The organism is Allocatelliglobosispora scoriae (genome assembly GCF_014204945.1).
In the GTDB taxonomy this organism is placed as follows: domain Bacteria; phylum Actinomycetota; class Actinomycetes; order Mycobacteriales; family Micromonosporaceae; genus Allocatelliglobosispora; species Allocatelliglobosispora scoriae.
Genome location: NZ_JACHMN010000003.1, coordinates 2221890 through 2240039 on the forward strand (window position 1 = coordinate 2221890; position 18150 = coordinate 2240039).

At 72.5% G+C, this 18150-nt stretch carries 8 protein-coding genes; 3 read left to right on the forward strand and 5 right to left on the reverse strand.

Annotated elements, in window-relative coordinates:
* Positions 1-4 precede the first annotated feature (4 nt).
* The 3 genes from F4553_RS36190 to F4553_RS36200 all read left to right on the forward strand — a co-directional run bounded on the left by F4553_RS36190 (position 5) and on the right by F4553_RS36200 (position 6035).
* Positions 5-1321 (forward strand): YibE/F family protein, encoded by a 1317-nt coding sequence (locus F4553_RS36190; protein WP_184845572.1) that lies wholly within the window; start codon positions 5-7, stop codon positions 1319-1321.
* Between the two features lie 269 nt (positions 1322-1590).
* Positions 1591-4257, forward strand: coding sequence for a ricin-type beta-trefoil lectin domain protein (locus tag F4553_RS36195; RefSeq protein WP_184845574.1), 2667 nt, complete (start codon positions 1591-1593; stop codon positions 4255-4257).
* Positions 4258-4433: 176 nt separating this feature from the next.
* Positions 4434-6035, forward strand: a complete 1602-nt coding sequence (locus F4553_RS36200) for a fibronectin type III domain-containing protein (RefSeq protein WP_184845576.1) — start codon at positions 4434-4436, stop codon at positions 6033-6035.
* A gap of 157 nt (positions 6036-6192) precedes the next feature.
* Here the strand turns inward: F4553_RS36200 and F4553_RS36205 are convergent, their stop codons facing one another.
* From F4553_RS36205 to F4553_RS36225, 5 genes are all read right to left on the reverse strand, one after another.
* Complete coding sequence (locus tag F4553_RS36205) at positions 6193-6573, reverse strand: hypothetical protein (RefSeq protein WP_184845578.1); 381 nt, start codon at positions 6571-6573, stop codon at positions 6193-6195.
* Positions 6574-6697: 124 nt separating this feature from the next.
* A complete protein-coding gene (locus F4553_RS36210) occupies positions 6698-8353 on the reverse strand; it encodes an NAD-binding protein (protein ID WP_184845580.1) in 1656 nt (551 codons plus the stop codon).
* Between the two features lie 88 nt (positions 8354-8441).
* On the reverse strand, positions 8442-9104 hold the full coding sequence (locus F4553_RS36215) for a hypothetical protein (RefSeq protein ID WP_184845582.1): 663 nt from the start codon (positions 9102-9104) through the stop codon (positions 8442-8444).
* A gap of 58 nt (positions 9105-9162) precedes the next feature.
* The gene (locus F4553_RS36220) at positions 9163-9348 is read right to left on the reverse strand and encodes an MbtH family protein (protein WP_246467573.1); all 186 of its coding nucleotides are present in this window, start codon (positions 9346-9348) and stop codon (positions 9163-9165) included.
* A complete protein-coding gene (locus tag F4553_RS36225; protein ID WP_184845586.1) occupies positions 9338-18136 on the reverse strand; it encodes a non-ribosomal peptide synthetase/MFS transporter in 8799 nt (2932 codons plus the stop codon). The genes F4553_RS36220 and F4553_RS36225 overlap by 11 nt, the downstream gene beginning before the upstream one ends.
* Between the last annotated feature and the right edge of the window lie 14 nt (positions 18137-18150).

Below are 18150 nucleotides of genomic sequence, written 5' to 3' on the forward strand. Positions count from 1 at the left end.
GCTGATGGGCGCCGGTCACAGCCACACACACGCACCGATCGAACCGTCGCGGCGCGGCCTGCGCGTGACCCTGGCCGTGCTCATCCCGGCGGTGCTGCTGACGATCGCCGCCCTCGCCTGGCTCTGGCCGCCGCCGGTGCAGCGCGAGGCACCGACCGACGGATACCAGCAGGTCAACGGGGTCGTCCTCGCCATCGTGGAGCAGGCGTGCCCGCAGGTCCCCGAGGAGGAGCCCGGCATCGAGCTCGGACCCTGCGGCACCGTCTCGGTGCGGCTCGGCGACGGACCCGACGCCGGGACCACGATCGACGTCGACCTGCCCGCCGGGCCGGGTGCGCCGATCGTGCACGCGGGCGACGACGTGGTCCTGCAGTATCTCCCCGACGCGACCTTCGGCGACCCCTACCAGATCGCCGACCATCAGCGGTCGACGCCGCTGTGGGTGCTCGGGATCGCGTTCGCGCTGGCCGTGGTCGCGTTCGGCAGGCTGCGCGGGCTCACCGCGCTCGCCGGGCTCGGCATCACCTTCGGCATCCTGCTCTGGTTCATCGTCCCGGCCATCCTCGCCGGGAAGCCGCCGCTGCTCGTCGCGATCGTCGGCGCGGCGGCGATCATGCTGACGGTCCTCTACCTCACCCACGGGCTCTCGGCGACCACCTCGGTGGCGGTCGCGGGGACGCTGATCGCGCTCGCGCTCACCGGAGTGCTCTCCGCCGTCGCGGTGAGCGCGGTGCACCTCACCGGTGTCGCCGACGACAGCTCGATGTATCTGCAGCTCAGCTCCAACGTCAACATGCAGGGGCTGCTGCTCGCGGGGATCCTGATCGGGGCGCTCGGCGTCCTCGACGACATCACCGTCACCCAGTCGATGACGGTGACCGAGCTCGCGCGGGCGAACCCGGACTACGGGTTCCGCGATCTCTACGGCGCCGCGGCCCGGGTGGGGCGCGCCCACATCGCGTCGGTGATCAACACCATCATCCTCGCGTACGCCGGTGCGTCGCTCCCGGTGATGCTGCTGATCGCGGACAGCGACACGCCGGGCGGGGAGGTGCTGACGAACCCGATGATCGCGACGGAGCTGGTGCGGGCGATCGTCGGGACACTCGGTCTCATCGCGGCGGTGCCGGTGACGACGGCGCTGGCGGCGCTCGTGTCGGTGCGGTCGCGGTCGTCCTCGCCCGACTCCTCGCACGATGCGGGGCGGGGCGGCTCGCACCGGCCGGCCGTGCCGGAGCAGCAGGGCTGGGAGCCGGTGACCGCCGACGGCGCGACGTGGCACCGCCCGGACGCCCCCACCCACTGGGCTCCCCACGACTAAGGGCTCGCCCGCAAGATCGTGCTGTTTCCCGGAAACAAGCCCTACCTGCCCACTCCGAGGGGACTCCTTCCGGGAAACTGCACGATCTTGCCCGATTCCGGCACACCTCTACTTATTGACATCGGCATATCTTCGCGTGTATCTATTAACGGCGGCAAATAACGTTATAGAGCATCGCGCCGGACCTCGCGGCCCGCCCTGGCCGCCCCACCCGGCACGCCGATCCCCGCTCTTTCGCAGCCCGTCCCGCCCCTGCCAAGGAGATCCCCATGCGACAAGATCGCCATCGACGGCGCCTCGTGCGCTCGACCCTCGTCGGTGCCCTCACCCTGCTCCTCGCCGCCACCGGCGTGACCGTCGGGGCACCGCCCGCCACCGCCGCCCCGGCTCAGCCGTCCCCGCTGACCACGCCGTGGACCGCGCAGGCGCTCAACGGCACGCCCCTGCCGGAGTACCCCCGCCCGCAGATGACCCGGCCGGACTGGCAGAACCTCAACGGCGAGTGGCAGCTCCGCCAGTCGACGACCAACGACAACCCGGTCTTCGGTCAGACGCTGCCGGAGCGGGTCAACGTGCCGTTCCCGGTGGAGTCGGCGCTGTCGGGGATCAAGCGCCCCGCCAACGACAACCGCTACTACCTGTTCTACCGGCGTACGTTCACGGTGCCGGCCGCCTGGAGCGGACGTCGGGTGCAGCTGCACTTCGGCGCCGTGGACTGGCAGGCGACGGTCTGGGTCAACGGCGTGCAGGTCGGGGGCCACACCGGCGGCTACGACCGCTTCGAGTTCGACATCACCCCGCAGCTCAACGGCGGCACCAACGAGCTGATCGTGCGGGCCTTCGACCCGTCCGACTCCGGCGTCAACGGCGCCAATCCGGCCCGGGGCAAGCAGGTCCGCAACCCCGGCGGCATCATGTACACGCCGTCGTCGGGCATCTGGCAGACGGTCTGGATGGAGCCGACGCCGACCTCGTCGATCTACAGCGTCGACTTCTACCCCAACCTCAGCAACAACACCCTGCGGGTCCGGGTCTTCACCCGCGGCGACGTCACCGGCCACTCGGTGCTCGCGGAGGCGTTGAACGGCACCACCGTCGTGGGTACGGCGACCGGCGCCTTCACCGACTTCAGCGTGCCGGTGCCGAGCGCGCGGCGGTGGACGCCGGACGACCCGTTCCTCTACAACCTGCGGATCTCGCTGCGCAACGCGGCCAACACCACGGTCGACCAGACGATGCACTACTTCGGGATGCGCGAGGTCGGCAAGGCCATCGTCAACGGCCGGTTGATGCCGACGCTCAACGGGCAGTTCCTGATGCACAACGGCGTACTCGACCAGGGGTTCTGGCCCGACGGCCTCTACACCGCGCCGACCGACGCCGCGCTCGCCAGCGACCTGCAGAAGATCAAGGACCTCGGCTTCAACATGGTCCGCAAGCACATCAAGGTGGAGCCGCAGCGCTGGTTCTACCACGCGGACCGGCTCGGACTGCTGGTCTGGCAGGACATGCCGGCGATGCACGGGGTGCCCGGCACCGCCGCGGACCACGCGCAGTTCGAGACCGAGCTGCGCGAGATCGTCGACGAGCACCGGTCGGCGCCGTCGGTCGTCGTCTACGTCCCCTTCAACGAGGGCTGGGGCGAGTGGAACCTCGCCGACACCACCCGGATAGCCAACAACGTCAAGGCCCAGGACCCGACCCGGCTGGTCAACCCGCACAGCGGCTACAACTGCTGCAACTCCAAGGGCGACCCGAACGCCGGGGACATCCAGGACTGGCACGCCTACGTCGGCCCCGACTCACCGACCCCGACCGGCACCCGCGTGGCGATGCTGGGGGAGTACGGCGGGCTGGGCCTGCGCACCCCCGGGCACGAGTACAGCCCGAACGGCAACTTCTTCGTCTACGAGCTGCACACCTCGATGCAGTCGATCACCGACCGGTTCGTCGGGTTGATCACCTCCTCGACGAACCTGATGTACACCCGGGGCCTCAGCGCGCTGGTCTACACCGAGCCGTTCGACGTGGAGGGCGAGGTCAACGGGTTCTGGACCTATGACCGGCAGGTGCTGAAGTACGACGGTGCCCGGGTCCGGGCGGCGAACCAGCAGATCATCGCGGCGTCCAAGGCGCTCAACACCGGACCGCCGCCGGTGACCGGCCAGCCGATCAACGGCCCCGGCGGCAAGTGCGTCGACGTGGCCGGCGACGACGTGGGCGTCAACGGTACGGCCGTGCAGCTCTGGGACTGCCAGGGCTTCGCCGTCGACCAGCGCTGGACGTGGAACGGCACCGCCCTGACCACGCTGGGCCGCTGCCTCGACGTCTCCAACAACGGCACCGCCAACGGGTCCCTGCTGCACCTGTGGGACTGCAACGGCGGCGGCGCGCAGCAGTGGGTGCCGCAGGCCAACGGCACGCTGCGCAATCCGCAGTCCGGCCGCTGCCTCGACTCGCCCAACGGCGCCACCGGCAACGGCACCCGGCTGCAGATCTGGGACTGCAACGGCTCCGCCGCGCAGCTCTTCCGGGTCGGCGGCGGCGCGACCGCTGCCACGCCGATCATCGGCCCCGGCGGCAAGTGCGTCGATGTCGCCGCCGACGACACCGGTGGCAACGGCGCGGCCGTGCAGCTCTGGGACTGCCAGACCACCTCGCAGGACCAGCGCTGGACCTGGAACGGTTCGACGCTGCGGTCGCTGGCCCGGTGCCTCGACATCACCAACAACGGCACCGCCAACGGCGCCGTGCTGCAACTGTGGGACTGCAACGGCAGCGGAGCGCAGCAGTGGCTGCCGCAGCCGAACGGCTCGCTGCGCAACCCGCAGTCCGGCCGCTGCGTCGACTCGCCCAGCGGCGGCACCGCCAACGGCACCCGGCTGCAGATCTGGGACTGCAACGGCTCCGCCGCGCAGACCTTCCTGAAGCAGTAGCTCCGAACGGGGCGGGTGCGGCAGTCACCCCTGCCGCACCCGCCCGCCATCCGGTGCAGATTTGCGGGTTGTTCGCGATGATCCGGCTCGATATCACAGGGGGACGACCGGGCGAGCCGTCCGGTCCCCGGCGAGAGGATCACCCCATGCCATCGCGTACCCCCCTGATGGATCGCGTGCGACGCGGCAGATGGCGCCCCGCGCTGCGTCGGCTCGCCGTCGTCGCGCTGCTCGTGCCCCTCGCCGTCGCGGTCGGTCCGGCACCGGCCGAGGCCGCGGCGCCGGTTCAGAAGGGCATCCAGTTCGGTCAGGCGCTCAACGTGGAGAACTGCAGCCGCAACCCGGCGACGATCCGGTTCCTCGCCGACCCGGGTGTGCTCGCGAAGACGTCCTGGGTCCGGATCGACCTGCGCGGGGCAGGCGGCGACTACAGCGACCACGCCAAGCCCTACTGCGCCACGCTCGCCACCGCATACCAGCAGCTGTTCGCCGCGATCCGGGCGGCGGCGCCGCAGATCCAGATCATCGGCCTGCTCAGCCACGACTTCGTGTGGGGCGGGACGGTCGGGGTCTCGCCCCAGCGCTACGGCGACCAGATCTACGCGGCCGCGTGCGACGCGAGGTATCTCGAGGTGGACGTCTGGGAGGTCTGGAACGAGCCCAACATGCCGCCCGGCGTCGAGGCGGGCATCACCGCCCAGGCCTACGGCGACCTGCTGGAAGCGGCGTCCTTCGCCGTGGACTCCTGCAACCGGCCGGGCAACATCGACAAGGTCATCTCCGGCGGGCTGCTCGCGAGCCCGGACACGATCCACGCGGTCCTCGCCTACCTGCTCGACGTGGACACGCGCATGGGGGTCAACGGCATCGGGCACTACGCCTCGCTCGCCGAGGCGATCGACGGCCTGGGCATGCATCCCTACCTGAGCCCGGTCGACATGGAGACCTTCCTCCTCGATCTCTACGACGACCTGCTGGACTTCGATGTCAAGGCGACGTTCTACCTCACCGAGTTCGGCTGGGCCGTCGGCGACGGCGGCATGAACGAGCCGCTGCAGTGCCAGTGGCTGATCGACGCGTTCAGCAGGATCGCCCAGCACAAGTCCGAGATCCCCGCCGCCACCTTCTTCACCCTGACCGACTTCGGGTTCGCCGACAAGCGCTTCGGTCTCTACGACGACTACGGCAACGCGCGGCCGGCCCGCAACGGCTACATCACCAACGCCTGCGTGGCGGTGCCTCCGATAGCCCCCGGGGACCTGCAGGTCTGGGCCACCAGCCCGACGTCGGTCATGGTGTCCTGGGCCGACCGCTCCTTCAATGAGAGCGGCTTCCTCATCCGGTCGGGATCGACGGTGCAGTCGGCCGGCGGCGGGATTCTCGCCGTGCCGTTCGTCAACCTCACCCCCGGCACGACCCACTGCTTCACGGTGGAGTCCGTCAACGGCAGCGGCTCCTCACCGCGCAGCCTTCCGCGCTGCGCGGCGACCCCCGCGGCCGGCACGCCGCCGCAACCGCCGGCCACCCCGGGCAAGCCGGTCGTCACGGCGACCAGCCCCACGAGCGTCCACATCACCTGGCAGGACAACTCGGGCACCGCGGACCGCTTCTGGATCGACACCACCGTGGAGACGCACTCGGAGCCGGGCAACCACCCCTGGCACGACTGGAACGGCCTGACTCCGGGCCTGTGGACGTGCTTCCACATCATCGCCATCAACGCGGCGGGCTACTCGAGCTGGTCCGAATACACCTGCCTCTACATGCCGACAGCCTGAGGGCTGGCGAGCCGACGGCAGCCGCGCCGGGTCACCCGATCCCGGCGCGGCAGCCATCGGTGGCCCTGGAGGAGGCCGCGGTGGTCCGCTGCCTTCGAGGCTATGAGGCGGCGCGCCCCGCATCAATGACGGGGAGATCAGATGACAAAGGTGTCATCTACGGGTGCGGGTCCGGCAGCGCCGCGCGTACCCGGAGCTCGATGGCGTGCAGGCCCACGACGGCCCGCAGGTGGGCCGCGACCTCGGGATCGGCGGCGGCCGGTCCGGGCCCGGTCGAGCCGCAGCCCATGCACGTGACCCGGATCGCGTCAGCCGGGCACTCGACCGCCCGGCCGCAGGTCCCGCACGCGCAGCTGCTCTCCTCGGGCAGCACGTCGCCCTCGGTGATGTCGGCCTCGTGGCCGCACTGGGCGCACTGCCAGGCGACCGGCTGGTCCCAGTCGACGTTCTCGCCGAGGACCCCGATCGTGTAGTCGAGCCGCTCCGGCGGCCCGACCAGCGAGCAGCGCGGGCAGCAGACATAGAGCTGGGGCCTCACCGCGCGCACCCGTGATCAGCCGGTCCGATGTCCGGCGTGCGGCGCGAGCGGGTGGCGAATGTAAACACACTCGAAACAATAGAGCGGTGCCGCGGCACATGTCGCCGGTAACCGCACCGTCGAGTTAGGAATCGTTACGTTCGGTCGCCTGGCGCATGAGATGACTCACGCCGTCACGCGTGCCGACGATCGTCAGCCGATCCCCCTCCCGCAGCCGCCGCTCCGGCGACGGCTTCCAGAGCGGCCGGGGCTCCCCGAACTCGGCGAGCGCGATCACCCGGAGGTGTCCCGGCTCGTCGGCGTCGGCGATCCGGGCACCGTCCAGGGCCGAACCCGCCCGGATCCGCACCTCGGCGATGAGCAGCACACGGCGCTCGACGGAGATGGTGCCGATCACCTCGCGGCCCATCAGCGCCTCGGCGAAGGCCGGCGCCGCCAGGTAGGAGACGCTGCGGGAATAGGGCAGGTCGAAGGTACGCCGGACGTGCCGCGCCAGGTCCCCGTCGAAGACCCGCAGCACCACGTGCAGCCGGGGCTGGAGGTTGCGGCCGTGCAGCGCGGTCTCCAGATTGGACGCGTCGGCGCTGGTGATCGCCATCAGTGCCCGGCACCGGTCGACCCCGGCCGTCCGCAGCGTCGTCTCCCGGCTCGGATCGCCGATGACGAGCGGGATCGCGAGCTCCCGGGCCAGCTGCACGCCCCGGTCCTGCTCGTCCCGGGCGATCGCCACCATCTTCAGGCCCCGGTCGTGCAGCAGGCGCAGGACGCGGGTGCCGACGCCGCCGAGCCCGACGACGACGATGTGGTCGGACTGGGGCTGCCGCAGGCGTACCTGGGCGACGGCGAGCCGGGCCCGGACGATCCCCTCGACGACGAGCGCCGTGATCAGCGGCAGCAGGGCGAGACCGGCCGCGCCGAGCACGAGCTGCAGCGTCTTCTGCCAGTGGGTGTATGTCGTCGTCGCCTGCGGCCCGCCGAGCACCACGGTCATCACCTGGTAGAAGGTCCCGGCCGGGCTCAGCCTGAGGCTGATGCCGAGGGCCGTCCCGGCGGCGGCGATGAGGCCGAGCACGACGGTGACGGCGATCCGGGCCTTGCGGGAGAAGATCGTGGCGACGAAGGTGCCGATCACGCCCGCCCACGGCTTGCGCCGCCGCCGCGGGGCGCCGGGGACGGGGGCGGCGGCGAGGCCGGGCCGATGGTCGGCGAGGACCAGGTCGCCGCCGGCGGGCAGGACCTCGGTGCCACCGGCGGCGGTCGTGTCGGCGAGGGTGCAGACGACGTGCTCGGGTGGCACGTCGTCGCGGCGGGCGACGATCAGGGTGCGCTTGGCGACGACGACGGGGTTCGCCGCGACCTCGCGCAGCGCCGAGGCGACGAGCGCGGGTGCGGCGATCTCGGCGTCGGAGAGCACCTTGCAGTTGCCGAGCAGCGGCTCGATGCTGTGCGCGAGGCTGGTGTTGTACATCCGCACGACCAGGCGCAGCCGGGGTGCCGCCTCCCGGGCCTGCAGCGCCAGGTGGATGTTGCCGACGTCGTCCTGCATCGTCAGGGCGAGCCCGGCGGCGTCGTCGAGCCCGGCCGCGCTCAGCGTCCGGGCGTCGAGCCGGTCGACGACGGCGATCCGCACCCGGGCGAGCCCGTCGAAGCCCCGCGCCGCCTGCTGCTGCTCGGCCGTCATCAGCACCACCACGTCCGTGGCGTATCGGCCGGTGAGCTGCTCGGTCAGGCGCAGGGCCAGACCGTCGAAGCCGCAGATCACGAAGTGGGAACCGGTCACGCGCCGATGGTGCGCCGTCATCGGCGGTCGCGAACCCCGAGCGGGTGAAGTCGCGGCAAACAATCGATGAATAGACGGGTGTCGCGGGTCAGGTGAAGCGCTCGATGGTGACGGGGATGAGGCCGTGGCGGCGTACCCCCTGGCGGAGATCGTGCAGCAGGTCGCCGATCGCGCCGGACGGCGCGTGCCCCAGGCGGACGGTCGCGTCGATGCACCACGCGATGCCGGGGCCGATGCTGCGCAGGGCCCACTCCACCGCGTGGTCGGCGACGGTGACCCGGGCCCGGCCCGCGAGGCGGGGGTCCTCGACCGGCTCCAGACCCCACTCGGCCTGGAGCGCGGCGAGGTTGCTCTGACCGAGGTGGTTGGCGAAGAGGATGCGGTAGACGCGCTCGTCGCTCTCCGGCCCCCACCGCAGCGGCTCGCCGCCGGGCAGCGGCTCGCGCTCGCCGAAGTGGCCGCGCAGCGCCGCCTCGTCCGGCAGGGGAGAGCCGGTGAGCTGCTGGAACGCGTCATCGGCGGCGTCTCGCCGGACCGGCACGACGAGAGTGCGCACGGCCGGGTCGGAGCGCAGGGCCCGGCTGAGCCAGCCGCCGGGCAGCCACTCCCGCTCATCCACCGTCCACACCGCACTGTCCAGCCCGGCCGCGGTGAAGTCGTCGCGGAGCGCGAACTCCTCGACCAGGACGCCGTCGGGGCGGCTGCGGTCCCGGCCGGGCGGGTAGGTGAGGCTGTAATCGAGCCGATCCATGTGATCAGACTAGATTGCCGGTCAGCGGGTCGCGTGCAGGCACACGGGCATCGATGCGCTAGGACGCCTCCCGCAGGCTGCGCGGGCGCAGGTCGGTCCAGACCAGGTCGATGTGGTCCAGGCACTCCTGCCGGGTGCCGCTCGTCCCCTCGGGGAGCCACCCGCCGGGCAGGTCGGCACCGGCCGCCCAGATCGAGAGCTGGTCCTCGTCGTTGCGCACCACCACGAAGGCGTCAGCGGGCATGGTCTCCTCCGGTCTGCAGGCGTTGGCGTACGGCATCGAGCCCGACCGCGTCGTCGGGGATGGCGTCGGGGACGTTCTCGTCGAAGCGGGCGAGCACCGGCACCCGCAGCGAAACCACGGCCAGCAGGCCGATGACGAGGGCGAAGGCGACGTAGAGCAGCGCGATCCCGCGTCCCGGTCCGGTGCCGATCACCGCGCCGACGCTGCCCGCGAGCGCACCGCCCGGTGCCATCAGCGCGTCGAACCACGCCACGGCGAAGGGCCCGACGACGGCGATGCCGATCGGCAGGGTCGACCAGGCGACCATCATGTTGAGCGCGAAGACCCGGGCGTGGTAACGCTGCTCCACCTTGACCTGCACGATCGTGGTGTAGATGCCATTGACGACGGTGAGGCAGAAGGTCATCGCGAAGGTGCCCGCCGCGACGACGGCGACCGAGGGGTAGAGGCCCGGGACGGCGCAGGCGATGCCGAGCAGCCCGGTCATGACGAGCATGCCGGTCATCCGGCGCCGCTGCGGCCCGCCCCAGATCGTCATCAGCAGCCCGCCGCCGACGACCCCGACCGCACCGGCCGTGCTGACCTGCGCGACCTGGGCGAGGGTGCCGAAGCCGAGCACCAGCGGCGCGATGAGGTTGGAGAGCGGGGAGAAGAAAAGGTTGAAGACGACGAAGAAGACCACCATCGCCCGCATCCCCCGGTGGCCGACCGAGTAGCGGAACCCGCCGACGATCTCCTGCCGGAACGTCTCGCGCCGCGTCGAGCCGAGGGTCTTCGGGAAGGTGACGAAGGCGAGCAGGGTGATCGCGGCGGCGTAGCTGACCACGTCGATGAGCAGGATGCCGCCGAGGCCGATCCCGGCGAGCAGCCCGGCCGCGAAGAGCGGCACCATCAGCAGCCCGGCGCCGTTGAGGGCCTGGCTGATGCCGTTGGCGTGGCCGAGATAGCGCTTGGGCACGAGCTGCGGCACCGCCGCCTGGTAGGCGACCCGCTGGAACGGCAGCACCGCCGAGAGCACCGCGAGCAGGACGTAGACGTGGCCCACCTGGATGGCGCCGGTCCAGAAGAGCACACCGAGGGTGAGCTGGACGGTTCCGGCGGCGGCGTCGGCGGCGAGCATGACCCGGCGCCGGTCGAAGCGGTCGGCGACGGCACCGGCGATCGGTGCCGCGAGCAGCCCGGGTACGACGCCGACGGCGAAGAAGACCGCGAACTGCACCAGCGACCCGGTCTGCAGGTAGATCCAGATCGGCAGGGCGAACTCGGTGAGCGCCGAGCCGGTCATCGAGATGAGCTGCCCGATCGCGACGGCGAGGAAGCGGCCCATGCTCGGTGCGACCGCCGGGGGTTCCGCCTCGGTTGTGGGCTGGTGCACCGCCCGCAGCCACCAGCTCGCCGCGTCGTCGCGCTCGACCGGCTGCGCCGTGCCGTCGGCGAGGGCGGTATGGGTGCCGGTGACGATCTCGGCGAGCTCCTCGGCCCGGTAGCGCAGGAAGTAGTGCCCGGCCTCGTCCAGCACGACGACGGCGGTCGGCGCGGTGGTGAGGAAGCCCCACTCGGCGAAGCGCTCGGCGTAGAACTCGGTGCTCGGGTCGCGCTCGCCGACGACGGAGATGATCGGTGCCTGGATCGGTGCCGCACCGCTGTGCAGCAGCTCGGTGAAGTAGCTCTCGGCGAGCTGCGCGTCGGTGCGCATGGTCCGGACCAGGAACTGCACCTGCTGCTCGTCGAGGCCGTCCAGGTCCGCGCCGAGCACGCGCAGCCAGTTGGCGTGCACGCGGTCGTTGCGGAAGCGTTCCAGCCGCGTCAGCCGGGCCAGGGGTCCCAGGATCTTCCCGTCGGGTACGGCGAACGGGAACACCCCGCCCAGGTAGACGGCGTCCACCACCCGCCCGGCCCGCTCCAACCGCTGTGCCAGCTCGACGGTGAGCGCACCACCCGGACCGCAGTGTCCATAGAGGACCAGTGGCCCGGCGACCCGCTCCAGGATCTCCTCGACGCACCGCGCCGCCACCTCGCCGAGCGGCTGGTGCTCCTCGGCGAGCCCGATGTCGTGCCCCGGCACCGCGACCGACAGCAGCCGGTGCCCCGCGGGCAGGGCGTCGGCGAGCGGCTGGAACACCACGGCGCTGCCGCCGCCGTAGGGTACGCAGACCACCGTCGACACGGCCGTCCCGGTGCCCGCCGGGGTCAGCTCGTGCAGCAGTTGCCGGGGCGTGGTGTCGCCGGAGCCGACGAGGGCGGCGAGACCGGCGGCGGTGGGCCACTTGAAGAGGTCCATCACGCTGACCGCTCGGGACCCGTCGGGCAGGCGCCGCCGCAGCCGGGCGACGACGCCGATGGCGAGCAGCGAGTGGCCGCCGCTGTCGAAGAAGTCGTCGTATGCGCCGACCCGCTCCCGCTCCAGGACCTCGGCGAAGACGGCGGCGATCAGCGTCTCCAGCTCGGTCCGCGGCGCCACGTACTCGCCCTCGGCGACCTCGCGGTCGGGCTCCGGCAGGCGGCCCCGGTCGACCTTGCCGTGCGCCTTGAGCGGCAGCGCGTCCAGCCAGACGAAGAACGACGGGATCATGTAGTCGGGGAGTCCGGCGCCGAGCTCCAGCCGTAGCTCGGCCGAGGTCCGGGGGGCGGTGCCGGGCTCGGCGACGAGGTAGGCGACGAGCCGGGTGGCGCCCAGCGGTCCCCGGGCGTCCACGACCGCCTGGCTCACCCCGCCGCAGCCCAGCAGGGCGGTCTCGATCTCGCCGAGCTCGACGCGGTAGCCGCGTACCTTCACCTGCTGGTCGCGGCGGCCGAGGAATTCGACATCGCCGCTCGCGAGCCAGCGGCCCTGGTCGCCGGTGCGGTACATCCGGGACCCGTCGGCGGTGAACGGGTCGGGCAGGAACCGGTCGGCGGTGAGCCCGCCCCGGCCCAGGTAGCCCCGGGCGAGCCGGTCCCCGCCGAGGTAGACCTCGCCGACGACGCCCGACGGGACGGGCCGCAGCTGCTCGTCGAGGATGTAGACCCGGGCGTGCGGCAGCGGCCGCCCGATCGGGGTGAGCACGGCGGGCGCGGTCACGTCGGGATCCACGCGGAAGGTGGTGACGCCGACCGTCGTCTCGGTGGGCCCGTAGTGGTTGACGACACCGCAGGTCCCGGCCTGTGCCAGCGCCCGCGCCCAGGTGAGGCTGGACGCCTCGCCGCCGAGGATGAGCAGCCTGCGGGGCAGGATCGCGGCCACGTCGTCGACCTCGCCCGCGAGCGCGGCGAGGTGCGACGGGGTCAGCTTCAGGTAGTCGATCGGGTGCGCCGCGAAGAGCTCCGCCAGCTCCGTCCCGCCGGAGCGCTTGGGCAGCAGGCGCAGGCTGCCGCCGGTGAGCAGCGACAGGTAGAAGACGGTGATGCCGAAGTCGAAGGCGAGCGACTGGATCAGCCCGAACGCCGACCCGGGCACGACGGCGAAGCGCTCGCGGACCCCGGCGAGGTAGTGGAGGACCTGCCGGTGCGCGACGCCGACGCCCTTGGGCCGACCGGTCGACCCGGAGGTGAAGATGACGTAGGCGAGCTGCTGCGGATGGATCTCGACACCGGGGTCCTGTGTGGACTCGGCGTCGATCGCGGATCGCGCGGTGTCGAGCTGGAGCAGCGGAACGCCCGCGTCGGACACCTGCGCCGACACCTCCGATTCGGTGAGCACCAGGACCGCGCCCGCATCGTGCAGCATGTCGGCGAGGCGCCCCGGCGGCTGTTCGGCGTCGAGGGGCAGGTACCCGCCGCCCGCCTTGAGGACGCCGAGCATCGCCACCGCCACGTCGGCGTGCTGCGGCAGGCAGATCCCGACCGGGGTGTCCCGGCCGACCCCGTGCCGCCGCAGGTGGTGCGCGAGCTGGTTGGCACGGCGGTCCAGCTCGGCGTAGGTGAGCACGGTGTCGCCGTCGAGCACCGCCGGTGCGTCCGGGGTCGCGGCGACGTGCGCGGCGATGATGTGGTGCAGCGCGGCCACCGGTGGCGTCACGGGCGCGACGGTGTTGTGCCCCTCGATCATCGCCGCGGCGGCCGTCGCGTCGAGCAGCGGCAGGTCGAGCACGGGGCGGTCGGGCTCCGCGACGATGGCGCGCAGCAGGACCAGCAGGTGCTCGACCATGCCGTCGATCGTGGCAGCGTCGAAGAGGTCGGTGTTGTAGGCGAGCGACCCGTCGATGCCGCCCGGCCGCTCGGTGAAGTAGAGCCCCAGGTCATAGCGGATGAAGCTGGTCTCGCCCCCGCCGAACGGGGTCACGGTCAGCGGTCCGGCACTGCCGTGCCCGGATCCGACGGCTGTTTCCTGCGCGCCCTGCGGGGCTCCGGTCGCTGCGCTCCCTGCACTCCTCGTGCCGGCGCCGTAGTTGTGCAGGGCGAAAACGGCCTGGAACAGTGGCGACCGGCTCACGTCGCGGGTCACCTGGAGTTCCTTGACCAGCACCTCGAAGGGCAGGTCGCCGTGGGCGTAGGCGGCGAGCGCCGTCTCGCGGCACCGGCGCAGCAGCTCGGTGAAGCTCGGCTCGCCGTCGAGGTCGGCGCGCAGCGTCAGCATGTTGATGAAGAGCCCGGCGAGCCCCTCCCACTCCGGTCGCGACCGGCCCGCGACCGGCGAGCCGATCGCGAAGTCGACCTGCCCGGTATACCGCTGCAGCAGCGCCTGAAAGCCCGCGAGCAGGGTCATGTAGAGCGTCGCCCCCTGGCCGCGCCCCAGCAGGTGCAGCCGGTCGGTCAGGTCGCGGTCGAGGACGAAGTGCCGCATCGCGCCGGGAAACGTCTGCTCGGCCGGTCGCGGCCGATCGGTCGCCAGATCCAGCGGGGGTACGCCGTCCAGCCGCTCCCGCCAGTACTCCACCTGCCCGGCGAGTGCGGGTCCGGTCAGCTTCTCGCGCTGCCAGGCGGCGTAGTCGGCGTACCGGGCGGGGAGGGGTTGCAGGGGTGAGCCCTCGCCCGCGACGGCCGCCGCGTAGAGCCGGTTCAGCTCGTCGAGCAGGATGCCGGTGGACCAGCCGTCGCTGGCGATGTGGTGCACCGCGAGCAGCAGCACGTGGTCGTCGGTGTCGAGCGCCACGAGCAGCGCCCGCGCGACCGGCCCGGCGGCGAGGTCGAACGGCGTCGCCGTGGTGCGGGTGAAGAGGCTCTGCGCAGCGGTCTCCCGCTCGTCGGCGGGCAGGTGCGTCACCGAGGCGGTCGCGAGCGCCAGCTCCCCGTCCGGTTCGACGACGACCGTCGGCATCCCGTCGGCGTCGACGGGGAACCGGGACCGCAGCGGTTCGTGCCGCCGCACCAGGGCGGTCAACGCCGCACGCAGCGCCGACTCGTCGAGCGGTCCGCGCAGCCGCACGCCGGCCGCGATCGTGTAGGCGGCCGTACCCGGCGCGAACTGGTCCATGAACCACAGCCGCTCCTGCCCGAAGGAGAGCACGGGCGGCGCGGCCGGGTCGGGCTGCCACGTGTCGGCCTCGGCGCCGGTCTGCTCGTCACGGGCGGCGGTGAGCGCTGCGGCGAGCCCCTCCAGGGTGGGATGGGCGAAGAGGTCCCGCATCGGCAGGTCGACCCCGGTCGCGGCGCGGAGCCGGGCGAGGACCCGGGCGGCGAGCAGCGAGTGGCCGCCGCGCTCGAAGAAATCGTCGCCGACACCGAGGTCGTCCACGCCGAGCACCTCGGCCCAGGCGGTGGCGACGAGCTCCTCGGCGGTGGACCGGGGCGCGACGCGTTCGCGCTGCTCGGCGGCGGCGAACTCCGGTGCGGGCAGCGCGGCCCGGTCGAGCTTGCCGTTGGGGGTGAGCGGCAGCCGCGGCAGCGCCACGAACGCCGCCGGGATGAGGTGCGGCGGCAGCGACGAACCGAGGAACGCCCGCAGTTCGCCCGAGTTCACGCCGGTGTCGACCGTGTAGGCGACGAGGGCAGGCTCGCCCGCCCGGTCCGGGCGGACCACGACGGCGGCGACCGAGACGGCGGGGTGGGCGGTGAGGGCCGCCTCGATCTCGCCCAGCTCGATGCGGTGGCCGCGCAGCTTGATCTGGTTGTCGACGCGCCCGATGAACTCCAGCTCCCCGGTGGCGTCCCAGCGGACGCGGTCGCCGGTGGCGTAGATCCGGTGCCCGCCGCCCCGGAACGGGTCCGGGCGGAACCGGTCGGCGGTGAGTCCAGGCCGGTCGTGGTAGCCCCGGGCGACGCCGTCGCCGCCGATGAAGAGCTCCCCGGCGAGTCCATAGGGGACGGTGCGGAGGTGCTCGTCGAGGACGTAGACCCAGGTGTTGGCGATCGGGCCGCCGATGCCGACGCGCTGTGCCCCGGCGGGGACGCCGGCAGCCGTGGACCACACCGTGGTCTCCGTCGGGCCGTAGACGTTGATGAGGGTGTGCGAGCGCGCGGCGAGCTCGGCCGCGAGCGGGACCGGCAGCGCCTCGCCGCCGACGAGCGCGGTGATCCGCGGTTCGGCGAAGCCGGCGGCGAGCAGCAACCGCCAGCCCGACGGCGTGGCCTGGACGTGGGTGACGCGCTCGCGCCGGATCAGGGCGAGCAGCTCCTCGCCGTCGCGGCCCGCGTGGTCACCGGCGACCACCACGGTGCCGCCGAGGACCAGCGGCAGGAAGAGCTCCAATGTGGAGATGTCGAAGGAGAGCGAGGTCTGCGCCAGCCAGACGTCGTCCGGGCCCGCGGCCAGCCGTTCCCGCATCGCCGCGATGAAGTTGCCGAACGCCCGGTGCTCCACCATGACGCCCTTCGGCCGCCCCGTCGACCCCGACGTATAGATCAGGTAGGCGAGGTCTCCCGCCCCGGCCCCACCCGCCCCCCAAGACCGCCGCAACTCTTCAAGAGTTGGTCCTATATAGGACCAACTCTTGAAGAGTTGCGACGATCTCGGGGTTGCGACCGGTGCCGCGGCGACCGGTGCTACGGCGTCTGGTGCCACGGCGTCCGGCGTCGGGTCGAGCAGCAGGGTGGGGGTGGTGGTGGGGAAGCGGGCGTGGTGGGCGGGCTCGGTGACGAGCAGGCGGGCGCCGCTGTCGGCGAGCATGTAGGCGAGCCGGTCCGCCGGGTAGGCGGGGTCCAGCGGCAGGTAGGCCGCACCCGTCTGCCAGATCGCCAGCAGCGACGCGACCAGCTCCGCGCCCCGGCCGAGCCCGACCCCGACGATGTCGCCCCGGCCGACGCCGTGCGCCCGCAGGATCTCGGCGAGCCGGTCGGCCGACTCCCGCAGCTCGGCGTAGGTGAGGCGGTGCTCGCCGCCGACCAGGGCCGGTGCCGACGGCGTGGCGGCGGCGGTGGCGTGCACCAGGTCCAGCACGGTCCCGTCGGGCAGCGGCAGGGCTGGTCCGGCGGCGAGGGCCAGCAGTTCGTCGCGCTCGCCCGGCGCCATCAGGTCCAGGTCGGCGAGCGGGGTCGACGGGTCGGCCGCGACGGCGCCGAGCAGCGCGGTGAGGTGCCCGGCGAGGCGTTCGACGGTCGCGGGGTCGATGAGGTCGGTGCGGTACTGCAGGGTCAGCTCGACATGGGATGAATGCGGGGTGGCGACGAGGGCGAGGTCGTACAGGACATCGTCGATCTCGTGCGCCCACGGCGACTCGGAAAGGCCCGGCCAGTCGCGCCGCTCCTCGGCGAAGTTGTGCAGGTTCAAGGCGATCTGGAAGAGCGGGTGCCGGTGCGGGTCGCGGGCCTCGGCGAGGTGGTGCACCACCCGTTCGAAGGGCACCTCCTGGTGGGCCAGGCCGCCGAGCGCGCTCGCCCGGACCCGGCGCTGGGCGGCGAGGAAGCCCTCGGCCGGGTCGAGCCGGGTACGCAGGGCCAGCATGTTGACGAAGTTGCCGATGACCGGTTCGATCTCGCCCCGGTGGCGGCCCGCCAGCACCGTACCGATGGTGAGGTCGTGCTCGCCGGTGTGCCGCAGCAGCACCGCCTTGAACGCGGTGAGCAGCGTGACGAAGAGCGTCGTGCCCGGTTCGGCGGGGATCCGGTCGAGCACCGCCCGCGGCACCCGGAACGTGTGCTTGCCGCCGCGCCGCCCACCCTCCGATGTGGACGAGAGCGAGGCGGGCGGCAGCTCCAGCACCGGCCGGGGTCCGGCGAGCGACTCCCGCCAGTACGCCAGATCGCCGTCGAACCGTTCCCCGCCCAGCTCCCGGCGTTCCCAGACGGCGTAGTCGACCGGCTGCACCGGGACCGGCACCGGCGGCGCGACGGCCACCCCCAGGCGCCTGGCGTAACCGGCGGCGAGCTCGCCGATCGCCAGCGCCACGGACCACCCGTCCATGATGATGTGGTGCGCGACGACGAGCAGCGCGTGCTCGCGTTCGGTGATGCGGCACAGGGTGATCCGCAGCAGCGGCCCGGTCGCGAGGTCGAACGCCCGCCCCGACTCCTGCGCCGAGACGAGCCGGGCGGCCGCCGCCGGATCGTCCTCGCCGCGCAGGTCCAGCTCCCGCACCGGCACGTCGAACGTCTCGTGGACCACCTGCCGTGGCTCGCCGTCCACCTCGGTGAAGGTGGTCCGCAGGCTCTCGTGCCGCCCGACGAGATCCGCCACCGACCGGCGCAGTGCGGCGGGCTCCAGCGCGCCGACCAGCCGCAGTCCGAACGAGGTGTTCACCGCCGTGCTCTCCGGGTCGAGCAGGCCGGCGAAGAGCAGCCGCTGCTGTCCCGAGGAGAGGGGATAGGTGTCGGCGGTCCGCGGGACAGGCACCGGCCCGTTCGCCGTGGCGGCGGCCCGCTGGGCGAGCAGCTTCGCCAGGAGCTGCTGGCGCTGGGGGGAGAGCGCGGCGGCGCGGGTCGCGGCGGCGGTCATGATCGAGCCTTCCC

Excerpts from the sequence above, each read along its gene's own strand:
- F4553_RS36190 (WP_184845572.1), top strand. The coding sequence starts at position 5 with ATGGGCGCCGGTCACAGCCACACACACGCACCGATCGAACCGTCGCGG.
- F4553_RS36195 (WP_184845574.1), top strand. The coding sequence starts at position 1,591 with ATGCGACAAGATCGCCATCGACGGCGCCTCGTGCGCTCGACCCTCGTC.
- F4553_RS36215 (WP_184845582.1), bottom strand. The coding sequence starts at position 9,104 with ATGGATCGGCTCGATTACAGCCTCACCTACCCGCCCGGCCGGGACCGC.
- F4553_RS36220 (WP_246467573.1), bottom strand. The coding sequence starts at position 9,348 with ATGCCCGCTGACGCCTTCGTGGTGGTGCGCAACGACGAGGACCAGCTC.
- F4553_RS36225 (WP_184845586.1), bottom strand. The coding sequence starts at position 18,136 with ATGACCGCCGCCGCGACCCGCGCCGCCGCGCTCTCCCCCCAGCGCCAG.